We start from the raw sequence: 13,866 nt of genomic DNA on the forward strand, positions 1-13,866 counted from the left end.
TGTTACGCTTTGCAACTTTCCAACCACATCACAACAGGTGCACGCATGGCGCTTGCCAACGATACACTTATTTCGCCAACGGCGGTGGTCCAGGCCCAACTGGACGCCTACAACGCCCACGACGTGCCGGCCTTGCTGGCCATCTACGCCGATGACGCACAGCAATTCCAGCATCCCGATACCTTGCTGGCGCAAGGCAGCGCGCAGATTGGCCCCCGTTTCACGGCACGTTTCGCCGCCAGCCGGCCGCGGGCGCAGTTGCTCAACCGCATAGCCTGCGGCAAGCTGGTGATCGACCATGAAATCGTCCATGGCGACACGGACGATGGCGTGTCGGCCCAGGAACTGGTGGCGACGTATGAAGTGGAGCAGGGCCGCATCCGCCGTGCCTGGTTCAGCTTTGGCGCTTTGACGCGCTTGCGCGTGGCGCTGCCGGCCGATGTACCCGCCATGAATGCGCTGATCGCCCGTTCCGGCGTGGAACTGAGCGCGGGATTTTATACGCAGGAGCAGGCCGAGTCCGTCACGCGCCACGTGTTCGGCGTCGATACGCAGCTCGTTGCCGACCGGACGTATTTCGTCATCGAACGCGATGGCGCCATGCTGGCCTGCGGCGGCTGGAGCCAGCGCGCCACCCTGTATGGGGCCGACCGCGCCAAGAGCGGGCCGGACCCGCTGCTCGATCCGGCCAGCCAGCCGGGCCGCATCCGCGCCTTCTTTGTGGAGCCTGCGGCCGCGCGCCAGGGAATGGGCAGCATGCTGATGCGCCATTGTGAACGGCAGGCCCTGGCCGCCGGTTTTACCGCCCTGGAACTGGCCGCCACCTTGCCCGGCGTGCCGCTGTACCTGGCCAGCGGCTTTGCCGTGACGGAAGAGTTTCATCTGGACTTGCCCGATGACATCAAACTGCCGCTGGCGCGCATGCACAAGCAGTTGTAAAACCATGTTTTACCAGGGCAGCGGTGCCTTTTCCCCGTTGGCGTGCTCGCCGTAGTACAGCGACGGCAGGAAGCGCGACAGATAGGTAAATTCGCTGTAGCAATGGCGCAGCAAATTGAGGCCCAGCACGTCGGGCACGTCGCGCACGGGATTCAGGCTATTGCGGCCCAGCAAGAAGCGGCTGCGCAGCACGCAGCCCGTGGGCGTGTCGCGCGTCAGGTGCAGCATTTCGCCATCGAGCGGATCGCCCTGCGGGTCCAGCTGTACATGTTCGCCAAAGCCGATGCGCGCGCAAATGGCGGCCGACAGGGCGCCGCTGTCCTGGGCCTGTTGCAGTTGCGCCGGATCAAATACTTCCTTCGGGTCATGGAACTTCAGCTTGGCTTTCACGGGCGGAATGTCGCCCAGCGATTCCACCGCCTCGATCGAGGCGCCGTAGTAATTTGCTCCCTTTTTCCACGCGCTGTTCCAGCCGTGATGGGCCACGTGATCGTGCGGGTGCCACCATTTGATGTGCTGCGTCGTCTCGAAAAACGTAAACCACCAGTCCAGCATGCGCCCGCTGCAGCCGTGCAGTTCCGTGCGCGCCGCCACCAGCAGGCAACCGTCGGGCAGGCGCGTGATGCCCGTTTCCAGGTGCAGGGGAAACGGGTCGAGCAAGTCGCCTGTGTTGGTGATGCTCCATGGGAATTCAATATGCTGCGTCATGTCCTTCTCCTTTGTTGGGGTGAGCCAATTATATATTAAAGAAACGCAATACGTTTCCAAAATATGTTTCAGTGTAAAATTGCTTATCGATCAAGCTGGGAGATGGCATGCAGGAAGAAGAGAGCAAGGCTGTGCGCGGACGGGGCCGTCCGGCGCGGCCGCCCGGGGAAGCGCGCGAGGCGGCCGTGCAGGCGGCCACCTGGCTGCTGCTGCAGGAAGGCTATGCGGCCACGACGATGGAAGCGGTGGCGCGCCACGCGGGTATGGCCAAGAAGTCGCTGTATCAGTACGCGGCCAACCGCGAGGAACTGGTCGCCCTGGTGGTGCGCGGCTGGACGGACGCCTTTTTGCCGGCCATGGCGCACGATGCGACCGCGCCCGCTGAGGTCTTGCCGTTATTGAAGGAGATCTTGCAGGCGATGGCGGCGCGCGTGCTGACGGCGGACGCCGTGGGCCTGTTCCGCCTGCTATGCACGGAGTTTCCCGCGCGCGCCGATTTACTTGCCGTGTATCAGCGCAACGGCATCGAGCGCGGCACGGCCATGCTGGCCGAGTGGCTGCAGCGCCAGGCCACGCGGGGCCACGTGATGCTCGGCGATGCTTCGGAACTGGCCGGCTTGCTGCTGGCGATGGTGATTGCCGAGCCCCTGCGGCAGATGGCGCTGGGTTTGCTGGCGCCCGTGCCGGCCTGGGATGCCGGCCCCCGCATCGACGCCGCGCTGCGTCTGCTGGGCGGATCGGCGTTCAAGGTGGCTGGTGCTTCAGCGCTTCGCGGTAGCTGAGCGGCGACAGTTGCTGGCGGTGCGTGTTGGCAAACGTCGTCACGGCCTCAGGCGCGTGGCGCGCATAATCGCGCAAGGCCCAGCCGATGGCCTTGCGGATGAAAAACTCGTCTTCGTGGGCCAGGGCCAATGCCGCGTCGAATAGCCAGGCCACATCCGTGTCGGCGCGCCAGCCCAGCTGGTGCAGCATGGCGATGCGGCGCAGCCAGAAGTCTTGGTGGTGCAGCGCGTCATCCATGTGCGCATGGCCGTCGCCGCCGCGCTGGTGCGCCGCCTGCAGCACCTCGCCGACGATGCCGGCCATGCCGTCCACGCTGTCCCACCAAGCCCGCTGGCGCGCCAGGCCAAGCAGGGCGGGGATGTGTTCAACGTCCAGCTGGCGCCAGTGCAGGGCCAGCATGTCGAGCGCCACGTGCTGGTATTCGCGCTGCGGCTGCTGCCACAGCCGTTGCGCGTGTTCCAGCAAGGTCGCGGCATCGATGCCCTTCAAGCTTGCCAGCAAGCCCCTGGCGGCCAGCCGCCGCTGCGGCGCCGCCACGCCCAGGAAAATGAACTGGTCGCGCATATAGGCTTGCATGGGCGCCGCACGGCCCGGTTCGGCCGCCGCTTCCAGCGCGATTTTTAATGCTTCATGTAGATCCATCCCAGCTCGCTTTCTTCAGGCGTAAAAAAAGGTTCATCGCGTTTTACCGGGGAAGGCATCCTTGATTTTGAGGAAAAAATATGCAGAGTCCCGGAATCCGTAGGCCATCCGTTTGATGACTTTGATGCGGTTGTTGACGCCTTCAAGAATGGACGAATTCATCGGATAGATGGCGGAGGCGATGATGCCCCGGACGTATTTGCGTAAGCGCTTGGCGAATTTAATCACGGGGGCGATCTCGCTCTCGAGGGCGAGGCGCATCCAGCGTTTCCATCGACGCGCACCCTCGCGAACGGATGGCGCGAACCAGATTTCTTTGAGTTCGGTTTTGAGCAAATAGACCGTCGACAGAGGGGCGTTGGCCGCGAGCAGTTCGTCAAGTTTGATAGCACGGTCGTCTTCAAGGTTGTCGCGATTGCGCAGCAGGAGCCAACGGCTACGCTTGATGACCTGGCGCGCTTTGGAATCGTCGCGCAGCGCGTTTGCCTGGTCGACACGCACCCGGTCGACGACTTCACGGCCAAAGCGCGCAACGACATGGAAAAGATCGTAGACGACTTCGGCGTTGGGGCATTGCGCCCGCACTTCGAGATCCATCGCCGTGTTCATATCCATCGCCACAGCCTCGATTCGGGCGCAGCCTTCTGCGCCCAACGCCTCGAAAAACGGACGGATGGCGACCCGGCTATTGCCTTCGCCAACCCAGAGCACACGCATGCGCTGGGCATCGAGAACGACCGTGGCATAACGATGGCCTTTGTGCAAAGCGAATTCATCCATGACGAGGCGCCGCACGTCGCCAGCGGCGAACTGGCCGTGCAGGTGTGCTAAGCGCTGTAGGTCAATGGCCTTGATGGTGTGCCAGTGCAGGCCTGTCAGCTGGGACACGTGCTTGATCGGGATAAGCTGTGCCAGCGCCTCCACCCAGACCCGGACGCGGTGAGTCACCCGCGAGCGCCGGTCCAGCCAGGAGATATGCTCCGTCATCCGGGCATCGCAGTGATGGCAGTCCAGGCGCCGGATTGGCACCTTCAACCAAACCCGTCGATCCAAAATATCCCGATCCCGGATGCGCCGCCAGCGCTGCTCATGAACTAGAGCACAAGGCTGCCGGCAGCTACCGCAAAGCGCGTCGGTAGTGGGGCAGGCGTTGAGAACGATCAGCAGCGATTCGTCGTCCTGTTCGACGACGGAATCGACAATATGCCCTTCCCAAAATGGAAGAGACGACATAGCATTGAGCATGGCGGCGAGAGTGGTAAGGTAATTGGTTTGTTTGGCGACAATCAATTTACCAATTCAAAACCCTTGCCGCCACCCCCTCCCAGCAAAAAACGTCAAGCCCGTCTTTCCCCATCAACCGCGATGAACCAAAAAAAAGCGCCCCAGGGAGCGCTTTTTCATGCCGATTCAGTATTACTGAATCTTGGCTTTTTTCATCAGTTCGTCGCGGTAGGCGGCGAGTTTCTTCTGTTGCAGCGACTCGGCCACTTGGCCCTTGACTTCTTCCAGTGCCGGCAGCTTCGTCGGACGGGTTTCTTCCAGCTTGATCACGTGGAAGCCGAATTGCGATTGCACTGGCGTTTGCGTGACCTGGCCTGGTTTCAGGGCAATCATGGCGTCGGAGAATGGCTTCACGTACGAAGCTGGGCTAGCCCAGTCCAGGTCGCCGCCATTGGCTGCGGAACCGTCTTTCGATACTTTCGCCAGTTCTTCGAACTTGGCGCCGCCTTTCAGCTTGGCGATGATGTCTTTCGCTTCCGCTTCGGTGGCCACCAGGATGTGGCGTGCATGGTATTCCTTGTCGCCGGCCTGTGCCTTGAACTTGTCGTACTCGGCCTTGATTTCAGCGTCCTTGACGGGGTTTTTCTTGACGTAGTCGGCCAGCAGGGCGTTGATGATGATGCTTTGACGGGCATTGTCGATCTGCGACTTGACTTCCGGACGCGTGCCGTAGCCTTGCTTGTCGGCTTCCTGGATCAGCACTTCGCGGCCGATCAGGTCTTTCTTGATGGCTTCGCGCAATTGCGGCGAATCCGCTTGTTTGCCTTGGGCGACGACTTGCTTGACGACCTGGTCGACGCGCGACGAAGGGATGGCCTTGCCATTCACGGTGGCCACGTTTTGCGCGAACGCAGGGATCGCTACAACGGCGACCAGGGCTAAGATCAGGCGGGCTGGCTTCAAAATCATGTTCATTCCTAATAAATATACTAAAAATCGATACGCGCGACTGCCGTGCAGTGCGCATTCAGGCGCAGAATACACGACCGGCGCCGAAAAGGGCGCCGGGGAGGTCAGTTCTTACTGAACTTTCGCTTTTTTGATCATTTCTTCCTGATACGCTTGCAGTTTCTTTTGCTGCAGCGCTTCGGCGATCTGTGGCTTGACTTCTTCCAGGGTCGGCAGTTTTGCCGCGCGGGTGTCGTCCAGCTTGATCACGTGGAAACCGTTAGGCGTTTGCACCGGGGTGTCGGTGACCTGGCCTTTTTGCAGTTTCACGAAGGCGTCCGAGAAGACTTTCGGGAAGGACGATGGGGCTGCCCAGTCCAGGTCGCCGCCATTGTCGGCCGAACCGGCATCTTTCGATTGCTTGGCCAGGTCTTCGAACTTGGCGCCGCCTTTCAGCTTGGCGATGATGTCTTTCGCTTCCGCTTCGGTGGCCACCAGGATGTGGCGCACGTGGTATTCCTTGTCGCCGGTCTGGGCCACGAACTTGTCGTATTCCGCCTTGATTTCAGCGTCGTTGACCGGGTTCTTTTTCAGGTAGTCGCCGACCAGGGCGTTGATGACGATGGCCTGGCGTGCGTTCTCGATTTGCTGCTTGACGGCTGCATCTTTACCGAAACCTTTGTTTTCCGCTTCTTGCATCAGCACTTCACGGCCGATCAAGTCCTTCTTGATCATTTCGCGCAGTTGCGGCGAATCCGGTTGCTGGCCTTGGGCGACGACTTGCTTGACGACTGCATCAACGCGCGACGATGGGATAGGCTTGCCATTAACAACGGCAACATTTTGCGCAAAAACAGGTACCGCGACAACGGCGAGTAGTGCGATCAGCAAGCGGGCTGGCTTAAAAGTCATTATTAAATCCTGTTAGGGAAAGTTTCGTAAAAAACGCATGGAAAGAAATTGATAACATGGCTCGGGTACGCCAAAACGCCATCCTTACACTACTTCGGACGGCGCCAGGGCCACAATCGCCAATGCATGTATCTCATTATGCATCATATCGTGCACGGAATCATACACCAGTCGATGGCGCATGACGAGCCTGAGCCCCTCAAATTGACTAGAAATAATGCGTAGATTGTAATGGCCTCCGCCCGAGGCGGCGCCAGCATGGCCCCGGTGGCGCGCCGAGTCGTCTTCCAGCACGCATTCCAGAGGAGAAAGTGCCGTTTCCAGGCGGGTACGAATGCGCTCCATGCGCGTTGTCGTGTCGTTCGTCATCATGCGTCTTCCTTGATATGTTTGGCCAGGAACAGGGTTTGCGCCACGATGAAGGCAAAGAAGATGCCCGTCGCGCCAAACGCCTTGAAACTGACCCAGGCAGCCATGTCGCCCTGGTACAGCACGAAGGCCACGAACAGGTTCAGTGCGCCCAGAAGGCCGAAGAAAATGATCCAGGCGGCCAGCAGCTGGTTCCATACGGCATCAGGCAATTGCACTTGCGCTTCCATGGTCTTGCGGATCAGGTTTTTCTTGAAGCCAACATGCGCGATCAGCAGGGCCAGGCCGGACAGCCAGTAAATCAGGGTCGGCTTCCATTTCAGGAAGAAATCGTCATGCAGGTAAATGCTGGCGCCGCCGAACACGACAAAGATGAACAGCGACAGCCACAGCATGCCGTCCACCTTGCGTCCGCGCAGCAGCAGATAGCTGACCTGGCAGGCGGTGGCGATGATGCCGACGAGGGTGGCGAGTATCCACGGCGCCTGGTCGGCCTTGATCAGGCCGCCTGACACGAAGCCGGACAAATATTGCTGCACGAAATCGTGCGTGGCCGCTTCATACATGCCGCCCAGCTTGAAGGCGGCGAAGAAGGCGATCAGGGGGAATAGGTCGAATAGAAATTTCATGGCGAGACTTTACACTGGTCTTATTAAAATCATCTTAGGAATGGCTTAGGAGCAACCGAATCGCTCCCAAGCATTCCTGTGTCTCACGGCTGCGGATCGAAGCGCAAGGAGGCCGAATTGATGCAATAGCGCAAGCCGGTCGGCGGCGGGCCGTCCGGGAAGACATGGCCCAGGTGGGCGTCGCAGACGGCGCAGATAATTTCCGTGCGCAGCATGCCGTGGCTGCGGTCAGTGATTTCCGTCACGTTGGCCGGGTCGAGTGCCTGGAAATAGCTGGGCCAGCCGCAGCCGGAATCGAACTTCGTGTCCGAGGCGAACAGGGGCGTGTTGCAGCAGACGCAGGTGTAGACGCCGTGTTCATGGTGGTCCCAGAACTTGCCCGTGAAGGCCCGTTCCGTAGCAGCGTGGCGCGTGACTTCGTATTGCATCGAGTCGAGCATGGCGCGCCATTCGGCGTCGGTTTTTTTGACTTTATTCGTGGTCATAATGACTCCTCAGGATGAGCAACTGACTTCAAGGTGGCTGGCCCAGTCGGGCGGCAGGGCCGCATAGTGCTGGTGTTCGGGCTGTTCGTCAAATGGCTTTTGCAATATTTCCAGCAGTTTCGCCACTTCCGTGTAGTCCTGCTGCTGGGCTTTTTCGATGGCCACTTGCGCCAGGTAGTTGCGCAGCACGTATTTCGGGTTGACCAGGTTCATCGCCTCTTGCCGTTCGGCATCGACGCTGTGCTCCTGCCGCAGACGCGCGCGGTATTGCGCCGCCCATGTATCGAAGGCGGGGCGGTCGATGAACATGTCGCGCAGCACCGTGTCGTGCTCGGGAGTATCTACTTGCAGTGTCGACAGGGCGCGGAAGAAGTTGGTGAAATCCACGTGATTGGCTTGCATCAGCGCAAACATGCTGTCGAACAGGGCCGTATCGTCGTCGTGTTGCGTGCGCAAGCCCAGCTTGGCGCGCAGCAAGGCATTCATCTTGTCTGCAAAAGCGGGCTGGTAGCTGTCCAGCGCCGCCTGCGCCAATTCCACTTCGCCGATCAAGGGCAGCAGTGCCTGGCCCAGCGCATAGCAGTTCCAGTGGCCCACCTGCGGCTGGTTGGCGTAGGAATAGCGGCCTTGCTGGTCCGTATGGTTGCAAATGTGTTCGGCATCAAACGCTTCCATGAAGCCGAAGGGACCGTAATCGAGCGTCAGGCCCAAGATCGACATATTGTCCGTATTCATGACGCCATGCATGAAGCCCACGGCTTGCCAGTGCGCAATCATGTGCGCCGTGCGCACGCACACTTCGGCCAGCAAGGCTTGATATGGATTTGATGCAGCGCGCAAGTGGGGATAAAAACTGTCGATGACGTAATCGGCGAGGATTTTCAGCTCGTCCGGCTGCTTGCGGTAAAACCAGTGTTCGAACGAGCCGAAGCGAACAAAACTAGGCGCCATGCGCGTCACGACGGCGGCCGTCTCGACGGTTTCGCGCATGATGCCTTGCTGCGAACCCATGATGGACAGCGCGCGCGACGTGGGTATGCCCAGCGCCGCCATGGCTTCCGAGCACAGGAATTCGCGGATGGACGAGCGCAGCACGGCGCGGCCGTCGCCCATGCGCGAATACGGCGTGGCGCCGGCGCCTTTCAGCTGCAGCTCCATGGGGCCGTGCTCGGTGGCGATATCGCCCAGCAGGATGGCGCGGCCATCGCCCAGCTGGCCGGCCCAGACGCCGAACTGGTGGCCCGAATACACGGCTGACAATGGTTGCGAGCGCTCGGCAACCGCATTGCCGCTCAGCAGCGCCACGTAGTCCGGCTCGGCCAGGCGCGCCGCATCGAGGCCGATGAGGGCTGCGGCGGGTGCGCTGGCGGCCACGAAATACGGGGCGGGCAGGGGCGTGGGCATCAAGCGCGTATAGAACGCGGGCGGCAAGGCCGCAAAGGCGTTATCCAGTGGTAAGGTATGAGCGGTGATGGCAATTCCAGTCAGTAAGATGGACCGGCAAGGTGCGCCAGCCTGGAGTACGATTTTACCGCACGGCGCCAAGGCGCGTGGCGGGCACTCTTGCAGCTGTTTGCATAGCAAGAAACGGAATCAAGAATTCCATGTTGCATCGCAATATCGAAATGCGTTGACGATTTCCGCACGACCGTACGAAACTAAGGAAAGTCTTTAAATTCCAACAACAAGCAAGTATCCACCCAGGAGAGACGATGTCGGCATTCCCCTTGAGTCCAGTGATGGGCCAGATGATGAATCAGCCCCTGCTGATTTCCAGCATTATCGAGTTTGCAGCGCGTCATTACGGGGGCAGCGAAATCATTTCGCGGCGGGTGGAAGGCGATATGCACCGCTACACCTACCGCGATTGCCACCAGCGCGCGCGGCGTCTGGCGAACGCCTTGCATGGCCTCGGTGTCGGCATGGGCGACCGCGTCGCCACGCTGGCCTGGAATGGTTACCGCCACCTGGAAGCGTACTATGCCGTGTCCGGCTCGGGGGCCGTGCTGCACACGATCAATCCGCGTTTGTTTCCCGACCAGATCGCCTACATCTCGAACCATGCGGAAGACCAGGTCTTGCTGTTCGATTTGACCTTCCTCCCCGTGGTGGAAAAGATCGCCGCCGACTGCACCTTCGTCCGTCATTTCGTGCTGATGTGCGACCGCGAGCGCATGCCCGCCAGCAGCACGATTCCCGACCTGCTGTGCTATGAAGACTTGATCGCCACGCATTCCGACGATTACGCCTGGCCCTTGTTCGACGAGAATGCGGCCGCCACCCTGTGCTACACGTCGGGCACGACGGGCAATCCCAAGGGCGCCCTGTATTCGCACCGCTCGACCGTGCTGCACGCGTATGCGTCGGCCATGCCCAGCGGCCTGAACGTGCGCGCCTCCGACACGGTCTTGCCCGTCGTGCCCATGTTCCACGTAAATGCCTGGGGCTTGCCGTATTCCGTGCCCCTGTCCGGCGCGCGCATGGTGTTTCCCGGCGCGGCGCTCGATGGCAAGTCGCTCTACGAACTGTTCGAGGCGGAAAAAGTGACGTTCTCGGCCGGCGTACCCACCGTCTGGCTGGGGCTGCTGAACCATGCCTTGCAGAATAACTTGAAATTTTCCACTTTCCGCCGCACGGTGATCGGCGGCGCGGCGTGCCCGCCGGCCATGATGGATACCCTGATCGACAAGTTCGACGTGGAAGTCATCCACGCCTGGGGCATGACGGAAATGTCGCCGCTGGGCACGGCCGGCGGCTTGCAGACCAAGCACCTGGACTTGCCGAAGGACGAACAGCGCAAGATACTGCAAAAGCAGGGCCATGCGATCTACGGCGTGGACATGAAGATCGTCGACGACGACGGCAAGGAATTGCCGTGGGACGGCATCAGTTATGGCCATTTGCTGGTGAAAGGGCCGTGGATCATCTCGTCGTATTACAAGAACGAGGGCGGCGAGGTGTTGCAGGATGGCTGGTTCCCCACGGGCGACGTGGCCACCATCGACACCGACGGCTATATGCAGATCACGGATCGCAGCAAGGACGTGATCAAGTCGGGCGGCGAGTGGATCGGCACCATCGACCTGGAAAACCTGGCCATGGCCCATCCGGCCGTGCTGCAGGCGGCCTGCATCGGCGTGTTCCACCCGAAATGGGACGAGCGCCCCGTACTCGTCGTCGTGCTGCGTCCCGGCATGACGGTCACGCGTGAAGCGTTATTGCAATTTTTCGAGGGCAAGATCGCCAAGTGGTGGACGCCGGACGACGTGCTGTTCATCGACGCCTTGCCCATGGGCGCCACGGGCAAGATCCAGAAGAACAAGCTGCGCGAGCAGTTCAAGGGGCACCAGCTGCCGGGGATGTAAAGCAGCCTAGGCAGCCTGCGGCAGCGCCGCCCCCAGTTTTTCCAGCAGATGGTCGCACTGGAAGACGGACAGGGTCTGGCGCTGCGCCTCCGTGCCGATATCGATCATCTCATCCATTTCGCTGCGCAAGTCGTCGTGTTCACCCGTACGGATGATTTGCGGCGCCGCAAAGCGCTGGCTGTCGGAAATGGTCATGATGTTGTCGACGTGGTCGACGAGAAAGCCGTAGCGCTCGTTGCCCCGTTCCACGATCAGAATCTTGCCGGTGCTATCGTCCGGCAAGGCCGGCATGGCGTACAGCTGGCGCAAGTCGATGATGCTGATCATTTGCTGGCGCAAGTTGAGCATGCCGCGCATGCAGGCCGGCATGCCCGGCGGCGTCGTGATGGCGCCGCTGAAATCAATGATTTCGCGCACTTGCCCGATTTCCACGGCGAAGCGGGTTTCCACGGTAAACGTGATGTAGACGCGGCGCTGCGCCTTGTGCGTGGCGGCCGCCGTTTCCGTCACGGCCGGGTACAGGCGCGCGTGGCCGTCGCGCATCTCGACAATTTCCGCCTGCGACAGAATGCCCTTGTGGTCGAGGAAAATGATGTCGCCCAGCCCCTCTTTCGTGATGCAGCCGGCGAACATGGCGGCGCGCGCCTTGCTCAGCAGGGGAATCGGCAGCACTTCGTCGCCAAAGAAATGCACGATGCTGTCGACGGAATCGACGAGAAAACCAACGGTCGTGTCATCGAGGCGCACGACGATGATGCGCTGGTCGCCTGTTGCAGCCGTGCCGGACGCGGGCGCCTGCAGCAGGGCGCCGAAGTCGACGACGGCCACCTGGCTGCCGCGAAAATGCATGCGCCCCAGGCACAGTTCGCTGTTCAGCAGGGAGCTGTGCAGTTCCGGTACCCGGATGATTTCCTGGATGGCCAGCATTTCAAAGGCAAACGTGGCGCCGGCCGCATGGAAGCTGACGCATTGCCGGCGTTCGCTTTGCGCATGGTAGCGGGCCGTGCTCAGCCTGGCGCCGGTCGCCTGCAGGGCTAGCACATGGGGCACGTTTTCAATGCGCAGCAGGGCATGCGGGTCGAGCACCTGCAGCAGGCGCGCGCCGCCATCGAGCAGGATCGTGCCGGCGATGACGGCGTGGCTGTCGCCGGCCGCATATTGCAGGGCGCTGCGAGCGCTGGCGGGCACGCGCAGGATTTCGCCCGTATCCTGGAAGACGATGCCGATCAGCACTTGCTGGAAGTCGAGGATGGCGATCTTGTCCGTGGCCACGGCGCGCGGCGCATCGGCACGGAACAAGCGGCCCAGGTTGACCACCGGAATGACGCTGCCGCGCAAGGTGAACATGCCTTCCAGATACGCGGGGGACAGGGGCAGGGCCGTGACTTTCGCCGGGTAGTTCACCACTTCGCGGATGCAGCTGGCGGGCAGGGCGAATTCATCGTCGCCCAGGTGGAAGGAGCCGAACAGTTCGGTGGCCGTGTCGCTTGCGCCCTGTGCTTGCAAGCCCGTCGCCTCATGCATATCCATATGCGCCTTCCTTGCGTGGAATTAATTCGGGTGGCGCCACCACATCGGTGACGGCAAAGCTGTGATGGGCGCAGTCGATCAGCAACTGGCGCCCGTGGCGGCCGCCCAGCGCGCAAAAACTCACCGCCAAGCCGCACTGGTCCAGGTATTTTTGCGCCGCTTGCGCGTTTTGCCGGCCCACTTGCAATCTCCCGTTGCGCGGGCCGAACATGCTGGCGCCGCCTGCCAGCACCACTTCGATGTCGGCGTAATCGGCCTGGCGCACGCCCATCAGGCGCAGCAGCGAGGGCACGGCCTGGCTCACATAGCGTGCCCCCAGGCTGCTGTCGGCGCCCGGCGCTTCCGGCAGCAAACAGTGGGCCAGGCCGCAGCATGGGCCATTCTTCCAGATGAAACCGATGCCGATGCACGAGCCCAGCAAGGCTTGCAGCTGCTCGCCATGCGTGCCCACGCTAAGTTGACCCATGCCAACATGGTGCAGCGGCAAGCCAGGGTCGATGATGATGCTCATGCGCTACCCGCCTTATAAATCATGGGAAACTCGAATTGGTAGCCGGTACCGAGCCGGGCGATGGTTTCCGACTCGCCCAGGATCAGCCGGCCTTCGTCCTTCAGACTCAGGCGAGCCTGGCGCAGCACGGTTTCCTGGTGCTCGGCATCGAAATAAATCAGCACGTTGCGCAGGAACACCAGGTCGAACTGCCGCGCCGGACGCAATGCTTCCAGCAAATTATGCTGGGCAAAGCTGACGTGTTGCCGCAGTTCTTCATTGACTTGGACGCCATACGGCGCGGGTGTGAAATATTTGCGCAGCAAGTCCGGGTGCGACAGACGGATGCGCTCGACGGAGCGGCCGCTGTACTGGCCGGCCCGCGCCGCGCCGAGGATCTGCTGCGAAATGTCGCTGGCCAGGATCTGGTAGCGGAAAGACGGCGTTTGCAGCTTGAATTGCTCGCACAGCATGGCGATCGAATACAGTTCCTCGCCGCTGGCGGCCGCCGCCGACCAGATGGCCAGGCAGCCATCCGGATGCGCGCGGGCCCAGGCGGGCAGGTAGCGGTCGCGGAAGTAATCCCAGATCGACGGCGTGCGGAAGAACAGGGTGTCGTTGGTGGTCACCAGGTCGATGAAATGGTCCACCTCGTCGCGGTCGCTGGCCACGCGCTCCAGGTACGCCTGGTAGCTGTGCAGGGACAGCGCCTGCAGCCGTGGCTGCAAACGCCGTTCCAGCAAGACGCTCTTGCGCGCCGTCATGGCGATGCCCGTATGCTGGCGCACCAGCGCGATCAGGGTTGTCAGCACCTCGGGCGTCAAGCTGGCCGCGTGGCTCAT

General features: G+C 61.3%; 15 protein-coding genes. 3 read left to right on the top strand and 12 right to left on the bottom strand.

Annotation, left to right across the window (positions count from 1 at the left end; translation table 11 throughout):
• The first annotated feature begins 45 nt into the window (after positions 1–45).
• Positions 46–939 (top strand): GNAT family N-acetyltransferase, encoded by an 894-nt coding sequence (locus ACPJXG_RS13135; RefSeq protein WP_425254513.1) that lies wholly within the window; start codon positions 46–48, stop codon positions 937–939.
• Positions 940–948: 9 nt separating this feature from the next.
• Here ACPJXG_RS13135 and ACPJXG_RS13140 read toward each other — a convergent pair whose 3' ends face one another.
• Positions 949–1,647, bottom strand: coding sequence for a DAPG hydrolase family protein (locus ACPJXG_RS13140; protein WP_035819138.1), 699 nt, complete (start codon positions 1,645–1,647; stop codon positions 949–951).
• Positions 1,648–1,754: 107 nt separating this feature from the next.
• Here ACPJXG_RS13140 and ACPJXG_RS13145 point away from each other — a divergent pair, with 107 nt between their 5' ends.
• Positions 1,755–2,429 (top strand): TetR/AcrR family transcriptional regulator, encoded by a 675-nt coding sequence (locus tag ACPJXG_RS13145; RefSeq protein ID WP_425254514.1) that lies wholly within the window; start codon positions 1,755–1,757, stop codon positions 2,427–2,429.
• Here ACPJXG_RS13145 and ACPJXG_RS13150 read toward each other — a convergent pair.
• The 8 genes from ACPJXG_RS13150 to ACPJXG_RS13185 all read right to left on the bottom strand — a co-directional run bounded on the left by ACPJXG_RS13150 (position 2,392) and on the right by ACPJXG_RS13185 (position 9,127).
• A complete protein-coding gene (locus tag ACPJXG_RS13150) occupies positions 2,392–3,072 on the bottom strand; it encodes a DNA alkylation repair protein (RefSeq protein WP_425254515.1) in 681 nt (226 codons plus the stop codon). The two genes, ACPJXG_RS13145 and ACPJXG_RS13150, sit on opposite strands and share 38 nt — an antisense overlap.
• Positions 3,073–3,105: 33 nt before the next feature.
• Positions 3,106–4,317 (bottom strand): ISL3 family transposase, encoded by a 1,212-nt coding sequence (locus tag ACPJXG_RS13155; protein WP_425254727.1) that lies wholly within the window; start codon positions 4,315–4,317, stop codon positions 3,106–3,108.
• A gap of 171 nt (positions 4,318–4,488) precedes the next feature.
• The gene (locus tag ACPJXG_RS13160) at positions 4,489–5,265 is read right to left on the bottom strand and encodes a peptidylprolyl isomerase (RefSeq protein ID WP_425254516.1); all 777 of its coding nucleotides are present in this window, start codon (positions 5,263–5,265) and stop codon (positions 4,489–4,491) included.
• A gap of 111 nt (positions 5,266–5,376) precedes the next feature.
• Entirely contained in the window at positions 5,377–6,156 is a 780-nt protein-coding gene (locus ACPJXG_RS13165) for a peptidylprolyl isomerase (RefSeq protein WP_131686481.1), read from the bottom strand.
• An 84-nt stretch (positions 6,157–6,240) separates the two neighbouring features.
• Complete coding sequence (locus ACPJXG_RS13170; protein ID WP_035819127.1) at positions 6,241–6,528, bottom strand: BolA family protein; 288 nt, start codon at positions 6,526–6,528, stop codon at positions 6,241–6,243.
• Positions 6,525–7,154, bottom strand: coding sequence for a septation protein A (locus ACPJXG_RS13175; protein ID WP_219309381.1), 630 nt, complete (start codon positions 7,152–7,154; stop codon positions 6,525–6,527). The genes ACPJXG_RS13170 and ACPJXG_RS13175 overlap by 4 nt, the downstream gene beginning before the upstream one ends.
• An 83-nt stretch (positions 7,155–7,237) precedes the next feature.
• Complete coding sequence (gene msrB, locus ACPJXG_RS13180) at positions 7,238–7,639, bottom strand: peptide-methionine (R)-S-oxide reductase MsrB (protein ID WP_035819122.1); 402 nt, start codon at positions 7,637–7,639, stop codon at positions 7,238–7,240.
• A 9-nt stretch (positions 7,640–7,648) separates the two neighbouring features.
• Complete coding sequence (locus ACPJXG_RS13185) at positions 7,649–9,127, bottom strand: protein adenylyltransferase SelO (protein WP_425254747.1); 1,479 nt, start codon at positions 9,125–9,127, stop codon at positions 7,649–7,651.
• A gap of 224 nt (positions 9,128–9,351) precedes the next feature.
• Here ACPJXG_RS13185 and ACPJXG_RS13190 point away from each other — a divergent pair, with 224 nt between their 5' ends.
• Positions 9,352–11,004 (top strand): 3-(methylthio)propionyl-CoA ligase, encoded by a 1,653-nt coding sequence (locus ACPJXG_RS13190; protein WP_425254517.1) that lies wholly within the window; start codon positions 9,352–9,354, stop codon positions 11,002–11,004.
• A 6-nt stretch (positions 11,005–11,010) separates the two neighbouring features.
• Here the strand turns inward: ACPJXG_RS13190 and ACPJXG_RS13195 are convergent, their stop codons facing one another.
• Genes ACPJXG_RS13195 through ACPJXG_RS13205 form a run of 3 tightly spaced genes read right to left on the bottom strand, consistent with a single transcriptional unit; the run spans position 11,011 to position 13,866 of the window.
• Positions 11,011–12,534, bottom strand: coding sequence for a chemotaxis protein CheW (locus tag ACPJXG_RS13195; RefSeq protein ID WP_425254518.1), 1,524 nt, complete (start codon positions 12,532–12,534; stop codon positions 11,011–11,013).
• The gene (locus tag ACPJXG_RS13200) at positions 12,521–13,045 is read right to left on the bottom strand and encodes a chemotaxis protein CheD (protein WP_176390988.1); all 525 of its coding nucleotides are present in this window, start codon (positions 13,043–13,045) and stop codon (positions 12,521–12,523) included. The genes ACPJXG_RS13195 and ACPJXG_RS13200 overlap by 14 nt, the downstream gene beginning before the upstream one ends.
• A complete protein-coding gene (locus ACPJXG_RS13205) occupies positions 13,042–13,866 on the bottom strand; it encodes a CheR family methyltransferase (RefSeq protein ID WP_425254519.1) in 825 nt (274 codons plus the stop codon). Before ACPJXG_RS13205 ends, ACPJXG_RS13200 begins: the two co-directional genes overlap by 4 nt.

It is taken from the genome of Janthinobacterium sp. NFX145 (genome assembly GCF_049810325.1).
Lineage (GTDB): Bacteria > Pseudomonadota > Gammaproteobacteria > Burkholderiales > Burkholderiaceae_D > Janthinobacterium > Janthinobacterium rivuli.

Excerpts from the sequence above, each read along its gene's own strand:
- ACPJXG_RS13135 (WP_425254513.1), top strand. The coding sequence starts at position 46 with ATGGCGCTTGCCAACGATACACTTATTTCGCCAACGGCGGTGGTCCAG.
- ACPJXG_RS13140 (WP_035819138.1), bottom strand. The coding sequence starts at position 1,647 with ATGACGCAGCATATTGAATTCCCATGGAGCATCACCAACACAGGCGAC.
- ACPJXG_RS13145 (WP_425254514.1), top strand. The coding sequence starts at position 1,755 with ATGCAGGAAGAAGAGAGCAAGGCTGTGCGCGGACGGGGCCGTCCGGCG.
- ACPJXG_RS13150 (WP_425254515.1), bottom strand. The coding sequence starts at position 3,072 with ATGGATCTACATGAAGCATTAAAAATCGCGCTGGAAGCGGCGGCCGAA.
- ACPJXG_RS13155 (WP_425254727.1), bottom strand. The coding sequence starts at position 4,317 with ATGCTCAATGCTATGTCGTCTCTTCCATTTTGGGAAGGGCATATTGTC.
- ACPJXG_RS13160 (WP_425254516.1), bottom strand. The coding sequence starts at position 5,265 with ATGATTTTGAAGCCAGCCCGCCTGATCTTAGCCCTGGTCGCCGTTGTA.
- ACPJXG_RS13165 (WP_131686481.1), bottom strand. The coding sequence starts at position 6,156 with ATGACTTTTAAGCCAGCCCGCTTGCTGATCGCACTACTCGCCGTTGTC.
- ACPJXG_RS13170 (WP_035819127.1), bottom strand. The coding sequence starts at position 6,528 with ATGATGACGAACGACACGACAACGCGCATGGAGCGCATTCGTACCCGC.
- ACPJXG_RS13175 (WP_219309381.1), bottom strand. The coding sequence starts at position 7,154 with ATGAAATTTCTATTCGACCTATTCCCCCTGATCGCCTTCTTCGCCGCC.
- msrB (WP_035819122.1), bottom strand. The coding sequence starts at position 7,639 with ATGACCACGAATAAAGTCAAAAAAACCGACGCCGAATGGCGCGCCATG.
- ACPJXG_RS13190 (WP_425254517.1), top strand. The coding sequence starts at position 9,352 with ATGTCGGCATTCCCCTTGAGTCCAGTGATGGGCCAGATGATGAATCAG.
- ACPJXG_RS13195 (WP_425254518.1), bottom strand. The coding sequence starts at position 12,534 with ATGGATATGCATGAGGCGACGGGCTTGCAAGCACAGGGCGCAAGCGAC.
- ACPJXG_RS13200 (WP_176390988.1), bottom strand. The coding sequence starts at position 13,045 with ATGAGCATCATCATCGACCCTGGCTTGCCGCTGCACCATGTTGGCATG.
- ACPJXG_RS13205 (WP_425254519.1), bottom strand. The coding sequence starts at position 13,866 with ATGAGCCACGCGGCCAGCTTGACGCCCGAGGTGCTGACAACCCTGATC.